This window comes from Paludifilum halophilum (assembly GCF_002245355.1).
In the GTDB taxonomy this organism is placed as follows: Bacteria; Bacillota; Bacilli; order Thermoactinomycetales; family DSM-45169; genus Paludifilum; species Paludifilum halophilum.
Genome location: NZ_NOWF01000003.1, coordinates 113832 through 136959, shown reverse-complemented (window position 1 = coordinate 136959; position 23128 = coordinate 113832). Strand labels below are relative to the sequence as shown.

At 53.2% G+C, this 23128-nt stretch carries 22 protein-coding genes, 1 pseudogene, 1 riboswitch and 1 other annotated feature; of the genes and pseudogenes, 16 read left to right on the top strand and 7 right to left on the bottom strand.

From position 1 onward, the window contains the following. Entirely contained in the window at positions 1–660 is a 660-nt protein-coding gene (gene thiE / locus CHM34_RS05815; protein WP_094263662.1) for a thiamine phosphate synthase, read from the bottom strand. A gap of 23 nt (positions 661–683) precedes the next feature. Then, entirely contained in the window at positions 684–1484 is an 801-nt protein-coding gene (gene thiD, locus CHM34_RS05810) for a bifunctional hydroxymethylpyrimidine kinase/phosphomethylpyrimidine kinase (RefSeq protein ID WP_094263661.1), read from the bottom strand. 81 nt (positions 1485–1565) lie between these two features. Continuing rightward, positions 1566–1678: riboswitch (TPP riboswitch) on the bottom strand. A gap of 127 nt (positions 1679–1805) precedes the next feature. Between thiD and CHM34_RS19245 the strand changes: the two genes are divergently transcribed. The 3 genes from CHM34_RS19245 to CHM34_RS05800 all read left to right on the top strand — a co-directional run bounded on the left by CHM34_RS19245 (position 1806) and on the right by CHM34_RS05800 (position 3801). Then, positions 1806–1946, top strand: a complete 141-nt coding sequence (locus tag CHM34_RS19245; protein ID WP_169713610.1) for a hypothetical protein — start codon at positions 1806–1808, stop codon at positions 1944–1946. Positions 1947–2089: 143 nt separating this feature from the next. Then, a complete protein-coding gene (locus CHM34_RS05805; protein ID WP_094263660.1) occupies positions 2090–2428 on the top strand; it encodes an Hsp20/alpha crystallin family protein in 339 nt (112 codons plus the stop codon). 284 nt (positions 2429–2712) lie between these two features. Continuing rightward, on the top strand, positions 2713–3801 hold the full coding sequence (locus CHM34_RS05800) for a M42 family metallopeptidase (protein ID WP_094263659.1): 1089 nt from the start codon (positions 2713–2715) through the stop codon (positions 3799–3801). 62 nt (positions 3802–3863) lie between these two features. Here the strand turns inward: CHM34_RS05800 and sspI are convergent, their stop codons facing one another. After that, positions 3864–4103: a small acid-soluble spore protein SspI gene (sspI, locus tag CHM34_RS05795; protein WP_094263658.1), complete on the bottom strand. Its 240-nt coding sequence runs from the start codon at positions 4101–4103 to the stop codon at positions 3864–3866. Positions 4104–4236: 133 nt separating this feature from the next. Between sspI and CHM34_RS05790 the strand changes: the two genes are divergently transcribed. The 8 genes from CHM34_RS05790 (at position 4237) to sleB (ending at position 13464) form a co-directional block, all read left to right on the top strand. Next, positions 4237–4890, top strand: a complete 654-nt coding sequence (locus CHM34_RS05790) for a potassium channel family protein (protein ID WP_094263657.1) — start codon at positions 4237–4239, stop codon at positions 4888–4890. Between the two features lie 4 nt (positions 4891–4894). Beyond that, positions 4895–5683: a TrmH family RNA methyltransferase gene (locus tag CHM34_RS05785; RefSeq protein ID WP_094263656.1), complete on the top strand. Its 789-nt coding sequence runs from the start codon at positions 4895–4897 to the stop codon at positions 5681–5683. Between the two features lie 55 nt (positions 5684–5738). Further along, positions 5739–5964 (top strand) — a binding site (T-box leader). Positions 5965–6006: 42 nt separating this feature from the next. Next, positions 6007–7041, top strand: coding sequence for a phenylalanine--tRNA ligase subunit alpha (gene pheS / locus CHM34_RS05780; RefSeq protein WP_094263655.1), 1035 nt, complete (start codon positions 6007–6009; stop codon positions 7039–7041). Between the two features lie 15 nt (positions 7042–7056). After that, a complete protein-coding gene (gene pheT / locus CHM34_RS05775) occupies positions 7057–9477 on the top strand; it encodes a phenylalanine--tRNA ligase subunit beta (protein ID WP_094263654.1) in 2421 nt (806 codons plus the stop codon). Between the two features lie 100 nt (positions 9478–9577). Beyond that, positions 9578–9829, top strand: coding sequence for a cell division protein ZapA (gene zapA, locus CHM34_RS05770; protein ID WP_094263653.1), 252 nt, complete (start codon positions 9578–9580; stop codon positions 9827–9829). A gap of 25 nt (positions 9830–9854) precedes the next feature. Beyond that, complete coding sequence (locus CHM34_RS05765) at positions 9855–10382, top strand: CvpA family protein (protein ID WP_169713609.1); 528 nt, start codon at positions 9855–9857, stop codon at positions 10380–10382. Positions 10383–10529: 147 nt separating this feature from the next. Continuing rightward, entirely contained in the window at positions 10530–12251 is a 1722-nt protein-coding gene (polX, locus tag CHM34_RS05760; protein WP_094263651.1) for a DNA polymerase/3'-5' exonuclease PolX, read from the top strand. Positions 12252–12456: 205 nt separating this feature from the next. Continuing rightward, the gene (gene sleB, locus CHM34_RS05755) at positions 12457–13464 is read left to right on the top strand and encodes a spore cortex-lytic enzyme (RefSeq protein ID WP_094263650.1); all 1008 of its coding nucleotides are present in this window, start codon (positions 12457–12459) and stop codon (positions 13462–13464) included. An 85-nt stretch (positions 13465–13549) separates the two neighbouring features. Here sleB and CHM34_RS05750 read toward each other — a convergent pair whose 3' ends face one another. After that, positions 13550–13909, bottom strand: coding sequence for a phage holin family protein (locus CHM34_RS05750; RefSeq protein ID WP_094263649.1), 360 nt, complete (start codon positions 13907–13909; stop codon positions 13550–13552). A 123-nt stretch (positions 13910–14032) separates the two neighbouring features. Between CHM34_RS05750 and CHM34_RS05745 the strand changes: the two genes are divergently transcribed. Further along, entirely contained in the window at positions 14033–16393 is a 2361-nt protein-coding gene (locus CHM34_RS05745; RefSeq protein WP_094263908.1) for an endonuclease MutS2, read from the top strand. Between the two features lie 133 nt (positions 16394–16526). Further along, positions 16527–17204, top strand: coding sequence for an NfeD family protein (locus CHM34_RS05740; protein WP_240511895.1), 678 nt, complete (start codon positions 16527–16529; stop codon positions 17202–17204). Positions 17205–17278: 74 nt separating this feature from the next. On the opposite strand, the gene CHM34_RS05735 is transcribed toward CHM34_RS05740, so the two are convergent. The 3 genes from CHM34_RS05735 to CHM34_RS05725 all read right to left on the bottom strand — a co-directional run bounded on the left by CHM34_RS05735 (position 17279) and on the right by CHM34_RS05725 (position 20585). Continuing rightward, positions 17279–18454 carry a S8 family peptidase gene (locus tag CHM34_RS05735; RefSeq protein WP_240511894.1) on the bottom strand — a complete coding sequence of 392 codons (1176 nt, stop codon included), beginning with the start codon at positions 18452–18454 and terminating at the stop codon, positions 17279–17281. 412 nt (positions 18455–18866) lie between these two features. Next, a complete protein-coding gene (locus CHM34_RS05730; RefSeq protein ID WP_094263648.1) occupies positions 18867–19097 on the bottom strand; it encodes a hypothetical protein in 231 nt (76 codons plus the stop codon). A 108-nt stretch (positions 19098–19205) separates the two neighbouring features. Further along, complete coding sequence (locus CHM34_RS05725; protein ID WP_094263647.1) at positions 19206–20585, bottom strand: RsmF rRNA methyltransferase first C-terminal domain-containing protein; 1380 nt, start codon at positions 20583–20585, stop codon at positions 19206–19208. 254 nt (positions 20586–20839) lie between these two features. On the opposite strand from CHM34_RS05725, the pseudogene CHM34_RS05715 reads away from it, so the two are divergent. The 3 genes and pseudogenes from CHM34_RS05715 to CHM34_RS05705 all read left to right on the top strand — a co-directional run. Further along, positions 20840–21031 (top strand): annotated as a pseudogene (locus CHM34_RS05715) (SelT/SelW/SelH family protein); the annotation flags it as partial. A gap of 186 nt (positions 21032–21217) precedes the next feature. Continuing rightward, on the top strand, positions 21218–21409 hold the full coding sequence (locus tag CHM34_RS05710; protein ID WP_094263644.1) for a hypothetical protein: 192 nt from the start codon (positions 21218–21220) through the stop codon (positions 21407–21409). Between the two features lie 141 nt (positions 21410–21550). Beyond that, positions 21551–23023 carry a spore germination protein gene (locus tag CHM34_RS05705; RefSeq protein ID WP_094263905.1) on the top strand — a complete coding sequence of 491 codons (1473 nt, stop codon included), beginning with the start codon at positions 21551–21553 and terminating at the stop codon, positions 23021–23023. Positions 23024–23128 lie beyond the last annotated feature (105 nt).

Sequence of the window (23128 nt, the reverse complement as noted above, 5' to 3'; positions counted from 1 at the left end):
TTATCGGTTAGAAAGGGTGGTCTCCACCGTTTCCCTCAGGTTTCCGGCGGCGCGGCGGGGGTTCTCCGCCGAGGCGATGGCGGAGATCACAGCGACACCTTCAGCGCCCGCCCGGATCACCGGAGTGGCATTTGCCGCGGTGATCCCACCGATTCCGACAATCGGCGGACAGGATTTCATCTCAGCCCGAATATGCTCTACAGCTGCGGGGCCGACGGGTTTTCCGGCATCCGGTTTGGATGATGTGGCGTACATGGCTCCTGTACCGATATATTCGGCACCGGAATTCCGGGTTTGTAACGCTTCTTCCGGCGTTTCGCAGGAGACACCCAGCACGGATCGGGTACCGATGAGTTGTCGAACCTCGTCGGCAGGCAGGTCATCCTGGCCGACGTGAACGCCGTCGGCCCCCAGAATCATCGCTAGATCGGCCCGATCATTGACGATGAGGGGGATTCGGTGTTCATCGCAGATGGCCTTGAGGCGCCTTCCCAATGCCACGGTTTCGCCCAAGGTGAGAGAGGAGCCTTTTTCTCGAAGCTGAAACAGGGTGATCCCCCCGGCGATGGCTTCTTCCAGTACCCAGGCAGGGTCACGTCCAGCACAGTCCTGGCTCCCCATCACAAAATAGAGTCGGAGGAGCGAAGGAGAAAAATCCATAGAAGTGAAACCTCCTTTTTTTGTCAAGTACGGGACGAACGGTAAGCCCAATGGTTGGTCGGACCGTGACCGCCGCCGATGTGGAGAGGGTGTTGGATCGCTTCCGTTATGAATTGTTTGGCTGTTTCCACCGTCTCCAGCAAAGGCTTTCCTTTGGCCAGCGAGGCGGTCAGTGCGGCGGAAAAGGTACACCCCGTCCCGTGCGTATGCGGAGTGTGAAACCGGGGAGCGGTAAAGGTATAAAACCGGGACCCGTCAAATAACAAGTCCGTGGCCTGATCGTCTTCCACATGCCCTCCCTTGATAATGACCGCTTCCGCTCCCAGGTCTGCCATGTGCCGGGCGGCATCTTTCCTTTTTTCCTCCGTATCCAGTTCCCTTCCTACGATGGCCTCCGCTTCGTGAAGGTTGGGGGTTATGATTCGGGCAAGGGGAAGGAGGATTTCTTGCAACGCTTTTCGAGCGGGTTCCTCCAACAGGGGAACACCGCTTTTGGCGATCATCACCGGATCGATGACCAATCCGTGGATCCGGTGTTCCTTGACCTTGGCGGCCACTACTTCCATGATGGAAACACTGGCGATCATTCCGGTTTTGGCCGCATCCACTCCGATGTCTTCTGCAACAGCGTCGATCTGGCGGGCGACAGCTTCTTCAGGCAGTTCATAGATTCCGGTGACATCCCGTGTATTTTGAGCGGTAACCGCAGTCAGAGCAGTCATTCCAAAGACGCCGAGTTCTTGAAAGGTTTTGATATCCGCCTGGATACCGGCACCGCCTCCGCTGTCCGAACCGGCGATGGTCAGGGCTCGGGGAGTATGCATCGGTCATCCTCCTTCGGGATATGGATTAAGAAACAATAAAACGCCGCCGGATCTGATACCGGCGGCGAGTGTTTTTCGAAAACACAGATCGTGTCAGGTTACCTCCGCTGGCATTACCCAGATCAGGTCGAACGGTCGGCGGCGAATCAGCCGCCCTCTCAGCCCGGTTTTCCCGAGCTCCCGTCATGTTTAATACTTGTTTTTATCATAAGGGTCGATCCCTCGAACTGTCAATGTGGAGCCGGAGTGTCATTCGTCCACACCCGGGGACAGGTCGGAACATAGAGTATATAGAGCAAATGTGCAGGGAGGAGGTTGCAGATGAGCAGAGCGACTACCAGCTTTTTGGGACTGTTTGGCTCGAAATGGATTGCCGTAGCGGTGATCGTCATTCTTTTCTTGTTTTTTGCTTTCTTTTGGTGGTGGGGCGGCGGCTTTGGCGGCTTTGGGCCCTACTATTAAGGAAAGAGGTGCTTGTCGATCCTTTACCTCCCTTCGGCGGAGGTGTTTTTTTGCGGTGACCGGCCCGGCCTTTCCCTCATAACGTATAGATGAAGAAATCGTTGAGGATTAAGGTGTGAGTGCCCTGAAAGGAGGGAATGGGTTTGAGCAAAGGGGGCTCTCGATATGGGCCGTTGTTACCCGAGGGGTTTGATGATTGGTTGCAAAACGACAGAATCCAAAGCGACTACTATCAAACGGACCGGGAAGTCGTAGTGAAGGTGGAAATACCGGGACTCAGTCCGCTCCATTTTCATGACATCGATGTGAACGTCAAAGAAAACATCTTGATGCTCCGCGGTCAAACACAGGAAAAAAATGCGAATCAACAGAGTTTCTTCACATGGGCCTTACTGTTATCGGCACGGGTGGATCCCGCCGGTATGGATACGCGTCTGGATCAAAAGGACCATGTATTAACCATTGTTCTGCCCAAGGTATGATTTTTCGGGAATTCGGGATAGTGATCCTGGAAGCGTTGTGAAAAAAGCTCCGTTTCAGGAGGGTTGGTTCCACACAGAATGCGTTGGGCTCGTAAGAACAACGATACGGAATGTGGGGCCCAACCCGGACCCGTCAAGAACGTCCTAAAATCACAATGTTTCTAGAACACGGGCGGGGATCCGTGAACAGCCGGCCCCTTTTCATCTGGCATTTCATGAAGCGGAAAGGGGGCCCCTTTATGATAAGATAAATACAGATCGGTTGTGGGAAGAGGTGTACATAAATGGGAGAAGCAAAGGATGAATGTTTTCGTGAAATGTTGGCGGAATTGACGGAAGCGGCCGGACCTCCGGGGTTTGAAGCGCCGGTTCGCCGCGTGATGGAACGATGGGTATCTCCCTTTGTCGATGGGGTGAAATCGGATCATTTGGGAGCTCTGATCGGCCGTAAAAGCGGAAGTTCCCGGTCCCCCCGTATTATGGTGGCGGGTCATTTGGACGAAGTGGGCTTTTTGGTGACTCGGATTACGGATGAGGGATTTCTCCGCTTTCAACCCCTGGGCGGCTGGTGGAGCCAGGTGGTCTCGGCCCAGAGGGTGGATGTTTATACACGAAAAGGTAAAATTCTCGGTGTCGTCGGTTCGCGGCCTCCCCATTTGTTGTCCGCAGAACAACGGAAAAAAGCGGTGCCCATGGACGATCTGTTCGTCGATCTGGGTGTTTCCGGAAAGGAAGAAGCGGAAGCTTTGGGCGTTGCCCCCGGCTATGTGATGGTTCCCCACTCCCCGTTCACGGTGATGGCCGATCCGAAATATTGGATGGCGAAAGCGATGGACAACCGGGTCGGTTGTGCTGTTGCCGTGGAGGTGGTGCGCCGGTTGAACGCCGTGGATCATCCCAACCGCGTTTACAGTGTCGGAACGGTTATGGAAGAAGTAGGGCGCCGTGGCGCCTTTACAGCGACGGCCGCTGTCCGTCCGGATATCGGGTTTGCCGTCGATGTGGGCATTGCCGGGGATACACCGGGGGCCGGCGATCAAGCCGGGGTCAAGCTGGGGTCCGGTCCTCACCTTGTTCTTTACGATGCGGGTCATGTCCCCCATCGCGGGCTGATCCGCCTGGTCCAGGACACTGCGGAAAAAAAGGGGATTCCTCTTCAGTACGAATGGATCAACCGGGGCGCGACGGATGCGAGCCATATCCACCTTCACGATCAAGGGGTCCCCACTGTTTCTCTGGGGTTGCCGGCTCGTTATATTCACAGCCATACATCGATCATTCATCAGGATGATGCGGAACAGTTAGTTGACCTGCTGGTCTCCGTCATTCAGGAATTGGATGAAACAACTGTCACCCGGTTAAAGCAGGGGTAAAAAAACCGGCCGCCTTTTCCCAAAAGAAACGGGCGGCCGGTTTGTTGTGCCACCGGTGGAGACTACGACGGCGCAACAGGGGGTTGCGCTTTCTCACGGGGCATTTTCTCATGCAGGGTTTCAATCATCTGGTTTTGATACTGTTGATCGCTGTTTTTCCAAATCACTTCAAAGAGTACACCCAGACCGGGCAGCAATTTTTCCTCACCGCGTTCGATGGAGTCGGTGACCATGTTGTGTAATTCTTGCTGATCCATATTTTGAATGTTGTGTATAACAGCTCCTCGAATTGGGAAGTTCACAGTCAGATGCCCTCCTTTTAGGAGTATTGTGGCCTGTGTTCGCCAACTTATGCAGATGGGACGCTGACTTCCGTGTTTCCTCTTCGGTTGTGGTATAATAAGGCCGGATTGCAGGTGAACGAGGAGGATCTGTATGAGCAAACAGTTTGCGGTAATCGGTTTGGGACGCTTCGGAGGAAGTGTCGCCAAAACGCTTCACGATATGGGATATGAAGTTTTGGCGATCGATCGGGATGCACAGCGGGTGCAGGATTACGCACAGATCGTCACCCATTCCGTCGAAGCGGATTCTACGGATGAAAATGCGCTCCGCGCGCTGGGAATTCGCAATTTCGACGTGGTTGTCGTCTCGATTGGAGAAGATATTCAATCCAATATTATGACCACCTTGATTCTGCAGGAGATCGGGGTGGAAAAAGTGGTCGTCAAAGCCCGGAATGATCTGCACGGGAAGGTGCTCTACAAGATTGGCGCTTATAAAGTAATTTTCCCTGAGCGGGATATGGGGGTTCGGGTGGTTCACAACCTTATTTCTCCCAATATCCTTGATTACATCGAACTGGCCGATGACTACAGCATTATCGAAATCAGCGCCGGGGAGTTCTTTGCCGGAAAAACCCTGGAGAATTTGGATATTCGGGCTCGGTTTGGCTGTAACGTCATGGCGATTAAGAGCGGAACCAAAATCAATATCGCTCCTTTGGCCGATGATGTGATCCGTGTCGGAGATATCCTGGTCGTGATCGGTCATAACAGTGATCTGAAAAAACTGGAGGAGAAGGCGTAACCTTATGAATATCCGTCGAATCACGTCTGCCCGGAATGAAAAAGTGAAACGATGGCGCAAACTGGGTACCCGGAAGGGGCGGGACGAATACGGATCCCTGCTGATCGAGGGTGAACACTTGTTGGAGGAGGTCGTCAAAGCCGAATGGAAGATTCGGGCCGTACTGGTGGCGGATGAGCAGACAAAAGCTCTGAAGCTGTTGGAGGGGTTGGAGGGGATTCCGATTTACTCGCTTCAACGATCCACCTTTTCTCAACTGGTGGATACCCAGTCCCCTCAAGGGATTGCCGCAGAGGTGGCGATTCCTTCTTCTCAACCCTATCGCTCCCCGGAGAGAGCCCGTGTTTTGCTATTAGATGCGATTCAGGATCCAGGGAATCTGGGAGCGATTCTCCGGACGGCGGAGGCGGCGGGTGTCGGAGATATCTGGCTGGGTTCCGGAACCGTGGATCCCTATAACCCGAAGGTGGTTCGAGCGGCGATGGGGTCACTGTTTCGCTCCCGTCTGCGGCGTGCCGATCTGAAAGGAGTCATCCCCGAACTGAAAAGACAGGGTTTTTTCGTCGTGAGCACCGGTCCTCGAGCGAAACAAGCCCATTTTCACCGGGAATATCCGCCGAAAACGGCCCTGCTGTTGGGCAACGAAGGCCGGGGTGTTCAACCGGAACTGGAGAAGCTTTCCGATATCCGGGTCCAGATTCCCATGCCCGGTCCGGTCGAGTCTTTAAACGTATCCGTGACAGCGGGTATTTTTCTGTATGAACTGGTGCGTCAGGAATGGGGGAAGGTTTAAGGTCTTCCGTTGCAAACCGACGGATTTTTCGCTATACTGGGGAAAACTTTTTTAATGATCGGCTGTGAAGGAGAAGAGTAGCGGGAAGGACCTTTGCAGGGAGGAGGTGTCGCGACTGGAAGCACCTCTAAGGACCCCTTTTCGGGAAGTTCACTCCGGAGCTGTTCCCTGAACGCCATTGCCAGTAGGGGATACCGGTAAATTCCGTTATCTTTTTGAGGGGGCCGGCCGCGGTGAGGGGTCGGTCAACAAGGGTGGTACCGCGATCTCTCGTCCCTTTTGGATGAGGGATTTTTTTAATGAATAAAGGAGGGAGTATAGCCATGAAGGATCGGTTACAAGCACTGAAGGAAGAAGCGGCCTCTTCCATTGAATCGGTTTCGACCCTGGAACAACTGAAGGATCTCCGGGTTCGCTATTTGGGGAAAAAGGGGGAGCTGACCGCGATTTTGCGGGGAATGAAGGATGTTTCTCCCGAGGAACGCCCGGTGATCGGTTCCCTGGCCAATGAAATCCGGAGTTTTCTGGAGCAAGAGATTGCGGCCAAGGAGGATCAGCTGGAACGGGAGGCCTTGGAAGACCGATTGCGGGAAGAGAAACTGGATGTTACGCTTCCTGGAAAACCGTATCCTGTGGGGAGTATCCACCCCTTAAACGCGGTGATCGAACAGGTTGAGGATATTTTCATCGGCATGGGATTCGAAGTGGCGGAAGGTCCCGAGGTGGAGACGGATTCCTATAACTTTGAAGCCCTTAATATCCCGAAGGATCATCCCGCCCGGGATATGCAGGATTCCTTTTATATCACTCCGGAGATTTTGTTGCGAACCCATACCTCTCCGGTTCAGGTCCGTTCGATGGAGGCGAAAGAGGGACGGGTTCCGGTCAAGATCATCTGTCCGGGGAAGGTATACCGGCGAGACGATGATGATGCGACTCACTCCCACCAGTTTACCCAGGTGGAAGGGCTGGTGGTGGACCGGGGAATCGCTATGAGCGAGTTGCACGGCATTCTCGCAACCTTTGCCGAGAAGCTGTTCGGTATGAAACTGGAAACCCGGTTGCGTCCCAGCTTTTTCCCCTTTACCGAACCTAGCGTGGAGATGGACATTTCCTGCGTCCAATGCGGTGGTGACGGTTGCCGGATGTGTAAGAACAGCGGTTGGATCGAGATTTTGGGTGCAGGCATGGTTCATCCGCGAGTGTTGGAAGGGGCCGGATACGACTCAGAACGGTACACCGGCTTCGCTTTCGGAATGGGCCCGGACCGAATCGCACTCCTCAAGTACGGGATTGATGACATTCGCCATTTCTACACCAATGACCTTCGATTCCTTCGTCAATTCCAATCGGTATAGAAAGGGAGATCACGGATGCAGGTATCTTATCGATGGCTGAACGAATATGTGGATTTAGAGGGTGTCACTCCGGAGCGATTGGCTGAAGAGCTGACCCGGGGGGGCATTGAAGTGGATGGGATCCAGTCCCGGAACGGTGGAGTGGATCGTGTTGTCGTGGGACAGGTGACGGAGGCCGGTTCCCACCCGAATGCCGACAAGCTGAAGGTTTGTACCGTGGATGTCGGTCAGGAGGAGTCGCTGACGATTGTGTGCGGGGCTCCCAACGTGGCCGCCGGGCAAAAGGTACCTGTTGCCCTTCACGGGGCTAAGCTTCCCGGCGGGATGAAAATCAAAAAATCCAAGTTGCGGGGTGTCGCTTCCCAGGGGATGATTTGTTCCGCCCAGGAATTGGGACTTCCGGAAAAGTTGTTGTCCAAGTCCCAGCAGGAAGGGATCCTTGTATTGTCCGACGATGAGGCGGTGGGAACGAATATCGAGGATGTTCTGGAACTGCAGGATCATGTTTTGGAGCTGGACTTGACTCCGAACCGCTCGGATTGTCTCAGTATGTGGGGGGTGGCTTATGAAGCGGCGGCTCTTCTGGATCGGGAGCTGAAGTTTCCCCGGACGGATCAGAAGCACCCGCTAGGGACGACCAAGCCGGTGGATCTGGTGCTGGACGCAGAGGATGATTGTCCTTTCTACGCGGCACAAATCGTGGAAAATCTGAAGTTGGGACCCTCTCCCCAATGGATGCGGAATCGGTTGATCGCGGCTGGCATCCGGCCGATCAACAATGTGGTCGATGTGACCAACTATGTCATGCTGGAGACCGGGCAACCCCTTCATGCCTTTGATTACGACCGGTTGGAAGGGGAAGAGATCCTCGTCCGAGGAGCCGCTGCCGGAGAAACGGTGAAAACGTTAGATGGAGTGACTCGGGCGTGTGACCAGGGGACACTGCTCATTACCGACGGGACGCGGCCGATCGGAATCGCGGGAGTGATGGGGGGTGAAAACTCCGAAGTGACGGAGCAAACTGCGACGGTTCTTCTCGAATCCGCATTCTTCTCCCCAGCTTCCGTACGGCGGACCGCCCGCAAGCTGGGTCTTCGCTCCGAAGCGAGCAACCGTTTTGAAAAAGGAGTGGATCCGGAGCGCATCGTTCCCGCATTACAACGGGCTGTGAAACTTTTAACCCGGTTGGCCGGGGGAAACGTCGCCTCCGATCTCACTGTGGAAAAGATGGGGGATATTGAGGAAATGACCGTCCGGCTTCGGCACAGCCGACTGACAGAAGTCTTGGGTGTGCAGGTGCCGGAAACAGCGGTAAAGGATATTTTTCGCCGGCTCCGCTTTGATACAGAGACCCGGGACGGGGTGTATCATGTACAAGTTCCCACCCGTCGTCCGGACATCTCCATCGAAGTGGACCTGATTGAAGAAGTGGCCCGGCTTTACGGCTACGATCGCATTCCTTCCACACTGCCATGGGGACAACAGTCTCCCGGCGCTCTCACCGAAGAGCAGAGGCTGCGCCGCTCTTTCCGCCATACTCTCCGAAATGCCGGGTTGCATGAAGTAATCAACTATAGTCTTACCTCTCCGAACCTTCTGCGGGAATTGGAGAGTCTGAGTTCTGACGTACGGCCGATTCGGTTGAGTATGCCGATGAGCGATGAGCGGAAAGTGTTGCGCACGTCGCTGGTTCCTCAACTGGTGGAGACGGCGGAGTACAACGTTCACCGCCGCCAAAGGGAGATCCGGTTGTTCGAAATGGGCCGTGTCTTTCTCACTGAAGAGAAGCGGCTGAAGGAACTCCCGGAAGAGCGTTGGATGGTGGCCGGACTCGTAACCGGCGTCGACCCGTCGAGGCATTGGCAGAAACAGGGGGAGGCTGTCGATTTTTACTCCATCAAAGGTCTGCTGGAAATGCTGTTTTCTCGTCTCGGAGTGGAAGGTATCGCCTATGAAAGCGTTCAGCCTGAAGGATATCATCCGGGACGGACGGCACAAATCCGATGGAAGGGAGAGCCGATCGGCCGATTGGGTCAACTTCATCCCCGGGTGGAAGAAAATCATGACCTCGGCCCCACCTATGTGTTTGAACTGTCTCTGGATCCGGTGATTCGGGCGGCGCAAGGCGATCATACCTATCAACCCTTGCCCCGGTATCCCTCGACGACCCGTGACTTAGCCCTTGTTGTTGATGAGAAGATCCCCGCCAGCCAGCTGGAAACGGCGATCCGCACCTCGGGAGGGGAGCTGCTGGATACCGTCGACCTGTTTGACGTGTTCGTCGGCGAGCAAGTCGGGGAAGGGAAGAAGAGCGTGGCTTATTCCCTCAGCTACCGTGCCGATGACCGGACGTTGACCGATGAAGAAGTCAATCGGGTGCACCAAGCGGTCATCGATCACTTGAAAAAGGAGTTTCAAGCGTCCTTGCGCCAATAAAATCCGATAATATGAACGAAAGGGGCAGGAGGATTTCCCCATCGAAGCGAATCAATGGGAGATCCGACCTTTCACGGCGTAAAGGGAGGCGTATGTTATAATGAGTAAAAACCGATTGAGCGTGGAGATATTCGGACAGAGCTATAATATTATCGGCAAGGCCAGTCCGGGGTATATGAGGGCCGTCGCCCAGCATGTGGATGATAACATGCGAAACATCGCCCAGGGAAATCCTCGTTTAGATACGACGAAACTGGCAGTTTTGTCGGCAGTCAATATCACTGACGCTTACATGAAGTTAAAACAGGAGTATGAAGAAATTCTACACCTGATCGAAGACGACCAAGTATAAGTGAATCGGGGTGGTGATGCACACCATGAGTATTATGGATGGGATTATCGTCTTCTTGATTGTCGGAGGGTTGATCCAAGGCTACCGCAAGGGTTTGATCAAGGAGGCGGCTTCCCTGATTTCCGTCCTTCTCGCCCTTTTCGTGGCGTACCGGTACAGCGGAGACATCGCCCCCATTTTGCGAGAAAATGTTCCTTGGCCGGACTCCTGGGGCTCGGAAGGGATGATCGGTCTCCTTCCGGTGGAACAAGCGCTCTCCACTGTTCTGGCCTTTGTCCTTCTGTTTATCGTGACCAAAATACTGGTTTCCACAGTCGCTTCGGTATTGACCGGAATCGCCAGTCTGCCGATATTAGCCCAGATCAACCGGATTGGCGGTGCCGCATTCGGGCTTGTCAAAGTCCTTCTGGTTGTGATGATCGCAGTCAATCTATTGCAGTTGTTACCCTGGTCCGATGGTCGGGACATCGTCAAAGAATCCTCCCTCAGTCAGGGGATTCTGCAGATGACTCCCGACTTGACCGGTACGGACGAGACAGTCGACCAGCCGTGATTCGGATCAGTCCGAGCCTTCCCTTAGGCGAGGGAAGGATGTCTCACCCCCCTCTAAGGGGGTTTTTTTTCACGGTCCGGAGGGAGAGAATACTTGGGGAGTTGCAGACAAACGATTCGATTTTATTGAACAGGAGTGGCTTTTTTTATGAATGCTGCCCAAATCGCATCTGTATTGAACCGATTGGCGGATTTGATGGAACTGAACGGAGATAACCCTTTTAAAGTGAATGCTTACCGTCGGGCGGCCCGGGCGGTAGAAAACAGCCGTGTCCCACTGAGCTCTCTGGAAGGCGGACCGGAACAACTGCCCGGTGTGGGAAAAGGGACTGCCGCTGTGATTCGGGAAATAATGGAGACCGGACGCTCGAAACAGCTGGAGGAATTGAAGGAGAAGTTACCCGAGGGTCTGCCGGAATTAATGTCGATTCAGGGATTGGGTCCCAAATCGATTCACATACTGTACAACCGGCTGGGCGTCACGGATGTAGAGGAACTGGAACAGGCTGTAAAGGACCATCGCGTTCGGGAGTTACCCGGGTTCGGGGAAAAGAAGGAAAAAAACATCCTGGACGGGATCCGTCAGTATCGGCAACAACCCGGTCGCTCCTTACTGGTTCACGCACTCCCTGTCGCAGAGATTCTGCTTCGGCGGTTACAGGATAATGCCGATGTACAGCGGGTGGAGATGGCGGGAAGTCTGCGCCGAATGAAGGAGACGGTTAAGGATGCGGATCTGGTCGTGGCGACGGAAGACCCCGAATCCGTCGCTGAGCAACTCGTTTCCATGCCGGAAGTGATCCAAGTGATCAACCAGGGGGAAACCAAAGTCAGCGTACTGGTTTCATTCGGTTTCGAAATCCAGGTCGATGTCCGACTGGTTGCTCCGGATCGTTTTATAACGGCCTTGCACCATTTCACCGGTTCCAAAGAACACAATGTCCGAATCCGCCAACGGGCGAAGGAGTTCGGCTGGAAAGTCAGCGAATACGGGATTTTCGACCCGGAAAGCGGGAGGGAACTCACCTTCAATGAAGAGGAAGAATTATACCGGATGCTCCATCTTCCCTATATGGTTCCGGAGCTACGGGAAGATCGCGGAGAGATGGACCGCCAAAAGGAGAATCTCCCCGATCTGTTGGAACCCGAGGACTACCGGGGGGACCTGCACATGCACACCCGGTGGAGTGACGGAACCGCTTCGGTGAAGGAAATGGCGGAAGCGGCTATGAAACGGGGATATGAATACATCTGTATCACAGACCATTCCCAGTCCCTGAAAGTGGCCAGTGGATTGACAGCCGACGATTTAAAACGGCAGCGGGAGGAGGTGGACCGGGTCAATGACGAACTAGAAGGGATTACCGTGTTGGCGGGAATAGAGATGGATATCTTGCCTGACGGTCGGTTGGATTTTTCCGATGAAGTACTGGAAGAATTGGATGTAGTCATCGCGTCGATCCACAGCTCCTTTAAACAGGACCGGGAAACAATCACCCGACGCATCCTGAATGCCATGGAAAATCCTCATGTTCATATGATCGCCCATCCCACCGGCCGTCTGATTAACCGGCGCGATCCTTATGCCGTCGATGTGGACCGCATTTTTGAAACAGCGGCCCAAACCGGTACCGTTCTGGAGTTGAACGCCAATCCAAACCGTCTGGATTTAAAGGATACCCATCTGAAGAGAGCCAAAGAGGAGTTTGGAGTTACCTTTACCATCAATACCGATGCTCATTCTCCTGAAGCCTTCAATTTTGTCCGTCTCGGGATTGCTACGGCCCGGCGCGGTTGGTTGGAATCCTCGGATGTGATCAATACCTTGCCTCTCCACCGATTGAAGGAACGGATCGGGAAAGCCCGTTAAGAAAACGGCATGGACCCTTTTTTAAAAATCCGCCGGTGTGTTAGAAGTCGTCCTACGCACCCCATTATTGATCATGATGACAAATGTCCTGGGGAGGGTTGGGTTCCACACGGAGTGCCTTTCATCTTTTTTGCATAGGGACATCAAATATCGAGATACTAACACTGCAGAAGACTCCCAGCCTGGAGAGAAAGGTTGACTCCGCATGAACAAGCGATATTTGATTCTGTTATGCGCCTGCGTTCTATTGTTGGCCGGTATAGCATCCCCGGTGGTTCATGGGGTGAAAGCGGAACCTTCCTTCGGAAAAAAGGAACTCCGCATCGGATCGACCGGCGGGGAAGTCTATGAACTGCAGGGGCGGTTGAAGTATCTCGGCTTTTATAAAGGAAACATCGATGGCGATTTTCGCCAACGGACCCACCGAGCCGTCCGCCTGTTTCAATCCCAGTTTGGTTTAAAAGTCGACGGCGTGGCGGGTGCCAAGACGAAAAAGAAACTGTATCAAGCGACTCGGGGATGGTCTCCCGGTGTGGAAAGACGCATCTATAAGAAAGGTGATCAAGGGGGCTATGTGTGGGAACTGCAGCAAAGGCTGCGATTTATCGGGTTTTATGGTGGAAAAGTGGATGGAAAGTTCGGTGCTAAAACCGATCGGGCGGTTCGCTCCTTTCAGACTCGTTTCGGTTTGAAGGTGGATGGAAAAGTGGGTGCCCGGACCAAGTTGAAACTGTGGAAGGCGACACAGGATTATCAACCGGAAGACAAGAAGAAAGCACCGAAACAGCAACGCGGGAAACCGAAGGGTGTCACCCGGACGAAACCGATGAACAAAGTTCCCAAAACCAGTGCCGGAATGTCCAAACAGGAAATTCAGATGATGGCTCAGGCTGTACACGCCGAGGCCCGGGGTGAGCCCCATATCGGAAAGGTGGCGGTGGCCGCCGTCATGCTCAATCGAATGGAAAGTGATGAATTTCCCGATTCTCCCTCCGCGATTATTTTTGAGCCGTTGGCTTTTGAAGCGGTTCAAGACGGCCAAATTCATATGGCTCCCGAGCCGGAAGCGAAAAAAGCCGTCAATGATGCTTTGAATGGTTGGGATCCCAGTGGAGGAGCTCTCTACTACTTCAACCCGGATACGGCGACATCGAATTGGATTTGGGGTCGTCCACAGATCAAGCGAATCGGAAAACACATTTTCACTAAATAAGTGACCAAAACCCAGCCGAGGGCTGGGTTTTGGTAATGAGAAAAAACCCGTGCAGGGCACGGGTTTTTCACTTTAAGGTCGTTGATTATCCTTTGTTCTTATTATCCTGTTTCAATACGGTACCGGTCGGGATGAACAGATCGATCACTCCGATTACCAGAGCTCCGATCAAGGCCCCGAATAAAGAGACACGGAAGCCCGGTACGAAGAACTGAGACAGATAAATAACGACAACACTGGCTATAAAACCGACCAGTCCCCTGCCAAAGGGGGAAATGTTGCGACCCATGATCGCCTCAACAGCCCACCCGACCAGTGCAATCACCAAACCGGCCACCAAGGCGCTCCAAAAGCCGGTGATGCTGAATCCGGGAACCAGAGCCGCAACAAGCATGATCACCAAGGCAGAGACGACGAAACGGATCACATGCCTGAAAAAAGTCATTGGATTTCCTCCTTTTTGCTGTTAGTTTGTATCAATGGCGATGTTGTTATCCCTCAGAAGTCCTGACAGAAGGAAACATGATATAATGTTGGAGGATTGTGCAAGGAAAAGGGAGTGTACGTCTTGGACCGACATATACTGCGAACGTTGGAATATCATCGGATCATTCAAATGCTGGAGGATCAGGCCTCCTCTGAACCCGGGAAACAGGAGATCCGTTCCTTGGAACCTTCTCCTGAGGAAGGGGAAGTCCGGCATTTGTTGCATGCTACAGCGGAAGGGATGGACTTGATACGACTGAAGGGTGGATTGTCCCTGGAAGGGGTCAAGGATATCCGATCAGCGATGAAACGAGCGGAGATCGGCGGGGTGCTCAGTCCCGACGAGCTGCTTGCCGTGGCCGGAACTGCCGAGGCGGAAAAAAAAGTGCGGCGGGTGATAGAGAGTCTGGACGAGGAAGAGGCTTCACTTCCTCATATACGGGAGCTAGCCGGCCGGTTGCATCCGATCAGTGATTTGGCCAAACAAATCCGGAAGGCTGTCGATGAAGACGGGCATGTATTGGATCATGCCAGCCTCGTGCTGAATCGCGTTCGCCACAATATCCTCCGAGTCCAGAGCGGGATCCGGTCATCCCTGGATCAGATTCTGCGCAGTTCCGGATATCAGAAAATGATGCAGGAGCCGATCATCACCCAACGCAATGACCGGTATGTGATCCCTGTGAAGCAGGAATATCGCGGCGCCTTCGGGGGGATGGTTCATGATCAGTCCGCCTCCGGGCAAACATTGTTTATCGAACCGGAAACCGTTGTCGCCCAAAATAACCGATTACGGGAGTTGGAACTGGAGGAAGATCGGGAAGTGGAACGCATTCTTCGCGAATTGACTTCCCGGGTCGATGAATCGGCGGAATCGTTGCTCGCCAACCTGACACTTCTGACAGAACTGGATGTCATTCTCTCTAAAGCCCGTCTAGGGCAAGTGATTCGAGGGGTTTGTCCCCGGATCGATCAGAAGGGGGGCCTTTCGCTGAAAAAGGCTCGCCATCCTCTGATTGATGCGAAGGAGGTCGTTCCCATCGATGTGGAGCTGGGTAACGATTATCGGGGGATTATCGTTACCGGACCCAATACCGGCGGCAAAACCGTTTCTTTAAAAACAGTGGGTCTGCTTGCCTTGATGGCTCAGTCCGGTCTTCCCATCCCGGCGGAAGAGGGGAGCCGTGTGCCGGTCTTCAGCGGTGTTTACGCGGACATCGGGGACGAACAGAGTATCGAGCAAAACCTGAGTACGTTTTCCGCCCATATGACCAACATTATTCGCATCCTGGACCGTCTTGATCCGCGAAGTCTGGTATTACTGGACGAGTTGGGGGCGGGGACCGATCCCACGGAAGGAGCGGCTCTGGCTATCGCCATTCTGGAGAAGATTCTGGACCGAGGTTGCCGGGTAATGGCCACCACGCACTATAATGAGTTGAAGTTGTTCGCCCATGGACGGGACGGGGTGATCAACGCCAGTGTGGAATTCGATGTGGAAACCCTGCGGCCCACTTATCGCTTGCTGATCGGTGTTCCGGGACGCAGTAACGCCTTTGATATCGCTTTGCGCCTGGGATTATCCGAAAACGTGATTGAAATGGCCCGGGATCAGCTTTCCCGGGACGAAAACCGGTTGGAAGAAATGATCCGAGCCCTGACCGCCGATCAAAAGGCGGCAGAGGAAGAGCGGACGAAGGCGGAAGCTCTTCATCGGGAGGCGCAAGAACTTCATCGCAATCTGGAGAAGAAGTTGGAAGAGTGGGAAGCGGAAAAAGGAAAGATTCGGGAGGCCGCCCGTCGGGAAGCAAAAACTGTGATCTCCCGTGCCAAGCGGGAAGCTGAGGATGTATTGAAAGAGCTTCGCCGATGGAACCGACAAAAACCCGGAGAAATCAAAGAGCACCGGTTGATTGAGGCTAAGAAACGGCTGGAAGACGCAGAACCCGAAACTTCTCTCTCCCCTTCAGAACGGGACAAATCCATTAATCGTAAACATCCGATCCAGGTGGGAGACGAAGTATATATCCGAACCCTCGGGCAAAAGGGGCAAGTGATCGATGATCTCGGAGAAAGCGGGTTTCAAGTTCAGGCCGGATTGATGAAAATGAAGGTGGATCGGGACGACATGGAATGGCGCAGTTCTCCTCGAAGGGAAAAACAGGAGGGATCCACTTCTTACCGACGTCAGTCCGATCAAGTCCGTCACGAATTGGATGTCAGGGGAAAATTAGTGGATGAAGCGATCCCTGAGATTGATAAATACCTCGATAATGCCCTTTTGGCGGGATATCGCCAAATTTCCCTGATTCACGGGAAAGGGACGGGTGCGTTGAGAACCGGTGTTCAGAGCTATCTGCGCCGTCACTCCCGGGTCAAGGATTTTCGCCTGGGTGGTCAGGGAGAAGGAGGCTCCGGTGTAACGGTTGTCGAACTGAACTAGAAAGCGGGGGATAAGGATGTTGGCCCGGTTGGCCCTGATTCTGGTTTCGCTGGCTCTATTGTTTTTCATGATCGGGTCGGTTTGGTTTTTCTTTTATGCAACGGGATAAACGGCGGGCGGATGGAATGGATCGATGCCCGACGAGGTCTTTCTGTGGAAGGATGTGATGGTGCTTTTGTTTCAGTCTGCCCTGGGGCTCGGATTCATCGTTTTTTTAGCCGGGATGTTTTTGGTAACCGAATTTCTTGTCAAAGCGCGGGGGTTGGCCGCTCTGGCGGCCATCGGGTTGTTGGTGTTATACGCTTTTGTCCAAAATCCCGAGTTGAATGGGTGGATGATAGGACTTTTGGTTGTGGGATTGATTCTTCTGATCCTGGACGGACAGTTGGTTCAGGACGGAACCCTGGCGGGCGTCGGGATTCTGGTGATGTTAATCGGTTTGGTCGTTCCGACAGGGGATTGGATCGTCGGAAGTGTTGTCGGTTTGATGTGGATTTTTGGAATCCTGTCGGGGTTCCTTTCCCTCAAAGTGCTTCCCCGCAGGGATGTGTGGGATCAAGTGATTCTGAAGAACGCTTTGACCCGGGAAACGGGATACAGTTCCATCAACGACAAGTATCGGGACTTGGTTGGGAAGGAGGCCGAAGCCGTTTCTGATATGCGCCCGACTGGAACCATCGAGATCGACGGCAAGATCTATTCCGCAGTCAGCCAAGGCGTTTGGGTAAAAAAGGGAACCCGGTTGAGGGTGGTTTCTGTGGATGGGACCCGGATTTTGATCGATCCGGTTTCAGAACCGCCTTCTTCTTGAGTCGTGTACTTTACCAAAACAAAGGCACTGCCCGGATCCGGGCAGTGCCTTTGTATGTTGGGAAATACGGAAGTTTAGTAGCGAACAGCATCGTTAGCGTTAATGCGTCCGTGGGTCCAGTAATAGCCGGTGCCGCTGATGTTGTCGGCGGTGTTTTCAATCGCTGCCCGGACGTTACTGGCGCTGCGGCCCTGTGACTTGAGCAGTCCGGCGAGACCGGCAACATAAGGAGTGGCCATCGAGGTACCGGACAGGTTTTGATAGGAGTTGGTCGGGTAGGTGGAGTAAATGCTCACTCCCGGAGCGGCGACATCCACCCAGCTTCCATAGGTGGAGAAGGAGGCTTTGTTATCATTGGAGTCCGTAGCGGCGACGGCGATGGCGTTACTGTAATAAGCGGGATAGTGGGGAGTGCTGGTACCGGCGTTCCCCGCGGCGGCAACAACGACCGTATTGTTGCTCCAAGCGTAGTTGACGGCGTTTTGCAGGGTGCTGGAACCTCGGGTTCCTCCCAGACTCAAGCTGACAACATCTGCATTATCCGCCGCGTGGGTAATTCCGTTGGCTACATCGGACCAGGTTCCGGAACCGTTGTTGTTCAAAACGCGAACGGCGTAAATCGTGTTGTTGGGAGCCATACCGGCGATCCCGGTTCCGTTGTTGGTGGCGGCGGCGGCGATCCCGGCGCAGTGGGTGCCGTGGCCGTTACCGTCATTGGGATCCCAGTCCCGATCCACAAAGTCGTAGCCTCTTTCCACTTTCCCTTGCAGATCCGGGTGGTTGTACTGAACTCCGGTGTCGACGATCGCGATCTTGACGTTACTAGAGCCGCGAGTCACATCCCAGGCTTGGGGAGCGTCCACCTGCGGCAGGGCGTACTGGCGGGAATAGCTCGGGTCGTTGGGAACCCAGTCTGCATGGACGATGTAGTTGGGTTCGGCGTATTCCACATTCGGGTTTTTCTCATAAGCTTTCTTCGCTTCTTTGACTGATTTGTTTTTCAGCTCAACGACCTCAAACCCGATCTTTTTGTTCTGGTCGATCACCTTGGTGTCCTTTTGGCTGTGGACAGAGGCTTTGGTATTCTTCGCCGTACCTGGCTTGAACTTTACGATCAGCTCGTCGGAGACATATTTCGCCTCGGCCGACTGGTCGACATTCGGTTGGTCAACGGCTGCAGTGGCGGACATCGGCAGGGACAGTGCAAAGGACAACAGCAGAGCCAGTGACAACATCAAACAGCGTTTCACAAAATCCCCTCCTTTTAGGATTAATTTTAATATTCAATCGAATTTTGCGGATTCCTGCCTGATTAGAAAAATTTTATCCGTAAATTCAAAATTAATTGACTAAATTAAGTCCGATAAGGAAAAGAGTTTGTCCAGCGATGTTTATTAACCATATTTAGGTTCTTGATCGTGCTCTACATACTCCGATGGTATTCTGGGAAGCCGCATCTCTGAGGGGGCGTTGCTTCTTGCCTCCTTTTTTTGGATATGTGATCCCTATAGGTCCGACGGTTTTGGGTGAAGATGGTTCATTCTGTCCATACGTATGAATATCATGATTTAATATTTTTAAGGAATATAGGGAAGTGCGTTTTTTACGAAAGGAGTAAAGGCGGGAATAAAAAAAGAGGCGAACGCCAAAGCATCCGTACTCTCAATGTTCCACAGGCGGCCCTTCCGGGCGGGGTCGGATATTGACTCGCGGGGGCGATTGAAGCGAACCTTTTTCCGAATCGGAAGGGTCCTGTTTTTCCGGTGCTTCCTCTTCCGGTTCCTCCTCGTCGAAATCATGGTTCATATAAAGCCATTCCGGCTGGATCATTCCCATCGTGAAAGGGGTGAAAAGGGGCAAACGGGGCCGTTTGTGAACCGATCGGGGTAACACGGAATCTCGCCTCCAGTTGCCGACGTTATTTGAGTATATGGTTTCCCGCTTTTGTCCTATGCAAAGGCGGACAAACAGTCATCGTCCCAAACCTGAGAGTCAATCGATTTAGATCGGATCCCATCTCAACCGCTTCGGATAATGATTTTTCAATAATCCTCCGGAGATTTTACCCCAACCGAGGGGAAAGCGGTCGACAGTGACAAGGGTCCAACCTTTTTTACCATTGTGGAGGGGAAGGGCTTCTCCGCGCAGATAGCGATAGAGATCGGGATCTTCCACATCAAAGGAAAGAGTGCGTTGTACCCGGCCGGGCGTAAGGGTCATCGCCCAGGTATGAGAGGGGACAAACCGTTTTCGCTTGACTTGTCCCAGATAAAATCCGGGTCGCTCCACTTTCAATCCTTTCAGTGAGGGGAGGTCCTCCCGTATTTGATAGAGGTGGTCCCCGTAAAGCGTGAAAGGACCTTCCGTCGCACCGGTGGATAAAACCTCCCGGACAAACTCCTGATAGGTTTTGACAGCATCGGCGGAGACAGGGGGGAACTTACCGGGCCGCTGTTTGGTTCCTTCCGGTCCTTCCGCTTTTTTCAAAACAGCTATAAAGTGGCCTTCTCCGTGGAGATGATGAGGCCAGAGGCGAGCCGCCCGCGAGAGACCAGGGGAGGAGTCGCCCCATTCCGGCCGGGCTGGTTGAAAATGGTGAAAGCCGGGAACGGGAGTGGTTTCATAGTCCGGATGGGCTTCCAGGAAACGTTGTAAGATTTCTTCGTTTTCCCTCGGGTTAAAGGTACAGGTGGAGTAAGTGAGTATTCCGCCGGGGCGCAACATGGGGGAGGCGGCGTTCAGAATTTCCGACTGCACTCCGGCACACTGTTTGGTGGCCTTGGTACTCCAACGTTCACAGGTATCCGGATCTTTCCGGAACATTCCTTCCCCGGAACAGGGGGCATCGATCAGGATTCGGTCGAAAAAGCCGGAGAAGCGTTCGGCTAACCGTTCCGGGGATTCTCCGAGCACCGTAGTATGGCTGATACCGCACCGTTCCAGGTTTTCCACCAGCGCTTTTCGCCGTTGAGGACTAATCTCGTTGGCCACCAGCAAACCCTGTCCTTCCATTTTGGCAGCGATTTGGGTGGTTTTTCCTCCCGGAGCGGCGCACAGATCAAGCACTTTTTCTCCGGGTTGGGGGTTTAAGGCTTCTGCCGCCGCCATGGCACTGGGATCCTGAATATAGTAAAGGCCCGCGGCATGAAAGACATGTTTACCGGGGCGGTCCTGATCGTGATCGTAAAAAAATCCCGTTTCACACCAGGGGATCGGTTTCAGCTGAAAGGAGATCCGTTCCAGCATTTCCTTGACCGGGATTTTCAGGGTGTTTACCCTTAATCCCCGGGAAGGGGGTTTTTCATAAGTGGCCAGAAAGGCGGGATATTCTTCACCAAGCAGTTTTTTCATTTGATTGAGATATTCCTCGGGTAGATGCATCGTGTTCCTCCTCCATATGATCCGATCCCTTTGCGTGCTTCCTATTGTAGCAAAAACCCCGAAAAAGCAAAAAAACGATCTGAAATCGTCGGTCAGAGCCAAGAAGAGGGTCGACTGGATGGTTGATACCCTTTTTGCCCCGAACCAAAAAGGGTATAATAAAGGTGAACTGCGAAATCTTCCGTGAGAGGTGACCCCCTTTGGCAAACCATAAACTGCGAATCGAATTTTGCATGGCTTGAAACTATGCTCCTTATGCCGCCCGTGTGGCGGAAGAAGTGTTCAGCGAGTTTCGGCAGCAAATTGAGGAGATGACGCTGGTACCGTCCGGCGGCGGTGTGTTTGAGGTGGATTTGGATGGGAAGCGGATTTTTTCGAAAAAGCAGTTGAACCGTCACGCCGAAGAGAAAGAGATTCCCAAACTGATTCATGACGAAATCGGCTGAATGCTGATTCGGAATCGGAAAAAGAGAGGTTGTTGATCCAAGATCAGCAACCTCTCTTTTCTTTGACCAGAATGAGGGCAGCCGGGGCACCCCGCCCTTTGCTCCCTGTGGAAGGATGATTGCCTTTACACTGCGGCGAAGTGATCGCATAAAATCATAGTAATACGAAATACGGGGGGAGTGAAAATGTTAAAGAAAAGAAGTCTGCTTCAATCCATGCTGGACCGTTTTTCGTTGAATCAGGAACTGGCGAATAAACCCCGGGGAAAAAGGTCCGTGTCTGTAGCTAAAAGAGGAAAGGGGTCGCAGCGCTGTTACGGAAACAGACGGTCCACCTGTGTGTGGGATCGCCGCGGACTAAAAAAGCATTCTCATTGATGAATCGCCTGATATGATGGATGGAACCGGGGCGCCGCTCCCGGTTTTTTCTTTGGCCCATATCCTGATTGGTTTTGGCCCGGCTGGAAATAATGATAAATATCCGGGAGAAAAGAAGGATGATCTCTTTTGGACCAATCCATGAATGAGCAACTGAAAACGATGAAAGTCAACCGTTCTCTCGAAAAGAATACGGAATTTCTGGACCGGGTTCTGGGAGTGGATAAAAGCTTTGATGTGGTCGGGCGGAGACTGACCTACGGCGGTAAGAAATTTGCCCTGTATTTTGTGGATGGCTTTGCCAAGGATGAAATCATGAACCGGGTGATGGAGTACTTGGGAAGGCTGGAACGCGAAGACTTAGTTCCCGACACGATAGGAAAGCTTCTTCATACCTATATCGGGTATCTGGAAGTGGAAACTACGGACTCCATCGATCAGATCGTGACCTCCGTTCTTTCGGGCCCCTTGGTCCTGCTGGTGGATGGAGCGGAGAAAGCGGTTGTAATCGATGCCCGGACCTACCCGGCCCGCAACCCCGATGAACCGGATGTGGAGCGGGTCGTGCGGGGTGCCAGAGACGGTTTTGTGGAAACGTTGGTTTTCAACACCGCTCTCACGCGACGCCGGTTGCGGGATCCTTCTCTCCGCATGGAGTATCATGAGGTGGGAAAGCGATCGAAAACGGATGTCTGTATCTCCTATCTGGAAGATGTAGCGGATCCTGATTTGGTGGAAACCCTGCGTAATTCTTTGAAGAATATCGAGACGGACGGCTTGCCGATGGCGGAAAAAAGCTTGGAGGAATTTATCATCGGCAAGCACTGGAACCCTTATCCCATGGTCCGGTATACGGAGCGCCCCGATGTGGCGGCGGTACATCTGCTCGAAGGGCATGTGTTGATTTACGTCGACACCTCTCCCAGTGTAATGATCACTCCCACCACGTTTTTTCATCATGTTCAGCATGCGGAAGAGTATCGGCAGAAGCCCGCCGTCGGGGCCAGTCTGCGTTGGGTCCGGTTTGCGGCGATGTTCGCTTCCATCTTTCTTTTACCTTTGTGGTACCTGTTGGTGATTCAGCCGGAACTGCTTCCGGAGCAACTGCATTTTATCGGTCCGAAAAATCCGGGTGAAGTTCCGCTTTTCTTGCAGATCGTTTTAGCCGAAGCAGGGGTGGAAATCCTGCGGATGGCTTCGATCCATACTCCTTCACCCCTGGCGACGGCATTGGGTTTGATCGCCGCTGTCTTGCTGGGGGAAACAGCTGTGCAAGCGGGAATGTTCACCCCGGAGGTGATTCTGTATCTGGCCGCCAGTGTCACCGGAACCTATGCAACTCCCAGTTATGAGATGAGCTTGGCCAATCGGTTGGTTCGGATGTTTCTGTTGGTGTTGACGGCTCTTTTCCAAGTGACCGGTCTCATTGTCGGGACGGTGATTTGGTTTATGGTGCTGGCGACGACTCGTACTTTGAACACTCCGTACCTTTGGCCGTTATTGCCTTTAAATACCGGGGCTCTATTGGACGTTTTGGTTCGCTCGCCGATGCCGATGAAAAAGAAAAGACCCCGTGTTCTCTCTCCTAATGATCCGGATCGGGGAGAAGGTTAGAATGCGTAAGAACCCTGAATGACCAAAGCGCGAATTTCCCACCGTTGACCTGCGGTAAAGGGAAATCGCGCATTTTTTGTTACGGGAAGCTTTAAAAACAGCGGA

Bases quoted from the DNA above. Each gene is read 5' to 3' on its own strand.
- CHM34_RS05785 (WP_094263656.1), top strand. From the start codon at position 4,895: ATGAATATCCGTCGAATCACGTCTGCCCGGAATGAAAAAGTGAAACGA.
- pheT (WP_094263654.1), top strand. From the start codon at position 7,057: ATGCAGGTATCTTATCGATGGCTGAACGAATATGTGGATTTAGAGGGT.
- CHM34_RS05740 (WP_240511895.1), top strand. From the start codon at position 16,527: ATGCCCGACGAGGTCTTTCTGTGGAAGGATGTGATGGTGCTTTTGTTT.
- CHM34_RS05725 (WP_094263647.1), bottom strand. From the start codon at position 20,585: ATGCATCTACCCGAGGAATATCTCAATCAAATGAAAAAACTGCTTGGT.
- polX (WP_094263651.1), top strand. From the start codon at position 10,530: ATGAATGCTGCCCAAATCGCATCTGTATTGAACCGATTGGCGGATTTG.
- zapA (WP_094263653.1), top strand. From the start codon at position 9,578: ATGAGTAAAAACCGATTGAGCGTGGAGATATTCGGACAGAGCTATAAT.
- CHM34_RS05710 (WP_094263644.1), top strand. From the start codon at position 21,218: ATGTTAAAGAAAAGAAGTCTGCTTCAATCCATGCTGGACCGTTTTTCG.
- thiD (WP_094263661.1), bottom strand. From the start codon at position 1,484: ATGCATACTCCCCGAGCCCTGACCATCGCCGGTTCGGACAGCGGAGGC.
- CHM34_RS05705 (WP_094263905.1), top strand. From the start codon at position 21,551: ATGAATGAGCAACTGAAAACGATGAAAGTCAACCGTTCTCTCGAAAAG.
- CHM34_RS05765 (WP_169713609.1), top strand. From the start codon at position 9,855: ATGAGTATTATGGATGGGATTATCGTCTTCTTGATTGTCGGAGGGTTG.
- pheS (WP_094263655.1), top strand. From the start codon at position 6,007: ATGAAGGATCGGTTACAAGCACTGAAGGAAGAAGCGGCCTCTTCCATT.
- CHM34_RS19245 (WP_169713610.1), top strand. From the start codon at position 1,806: ATGAGCAGAGCGACTACCAGCTTTTTGGGACTGTTTGGCTCGAAATGG.
- CHM34_RS05790 (WP_094263657.1), top strand. From the start codon at position 4,237: ATGAGCAAACAGTTTGCGGTAATCGGTTTGGGACGCTTCGGAGGAAGT.
- thiE (WP_094263662.1), bottom strand. From the start codon at position 660: ATGGATTTTTCTCCTTCGCTCCTCCGACTCTATTTTGTGATGGGGAGC.
- CHM34_RS05750 (WP_094263649.1), bottom strand. From the start codon at position 13,909: ATGACTTTTTTCAGGCATGTGATCCGTTTCGTCGTCTCTGCCTTGGTG.
- CHM34_RS05800 (WP_094263659.1), top strand. From the start codon at position 2,713: ATGGGAGAAGCAAAGGATGAATGTTTTCGTGAAATGTTGGCGGAATTG.
- sleB (WP_094263650.1), top strand. From the start codon at position 12,457: ATGAACAAGCGATATTTGATTCTGTTATGCGCCTGCGTTCTATTGTTG.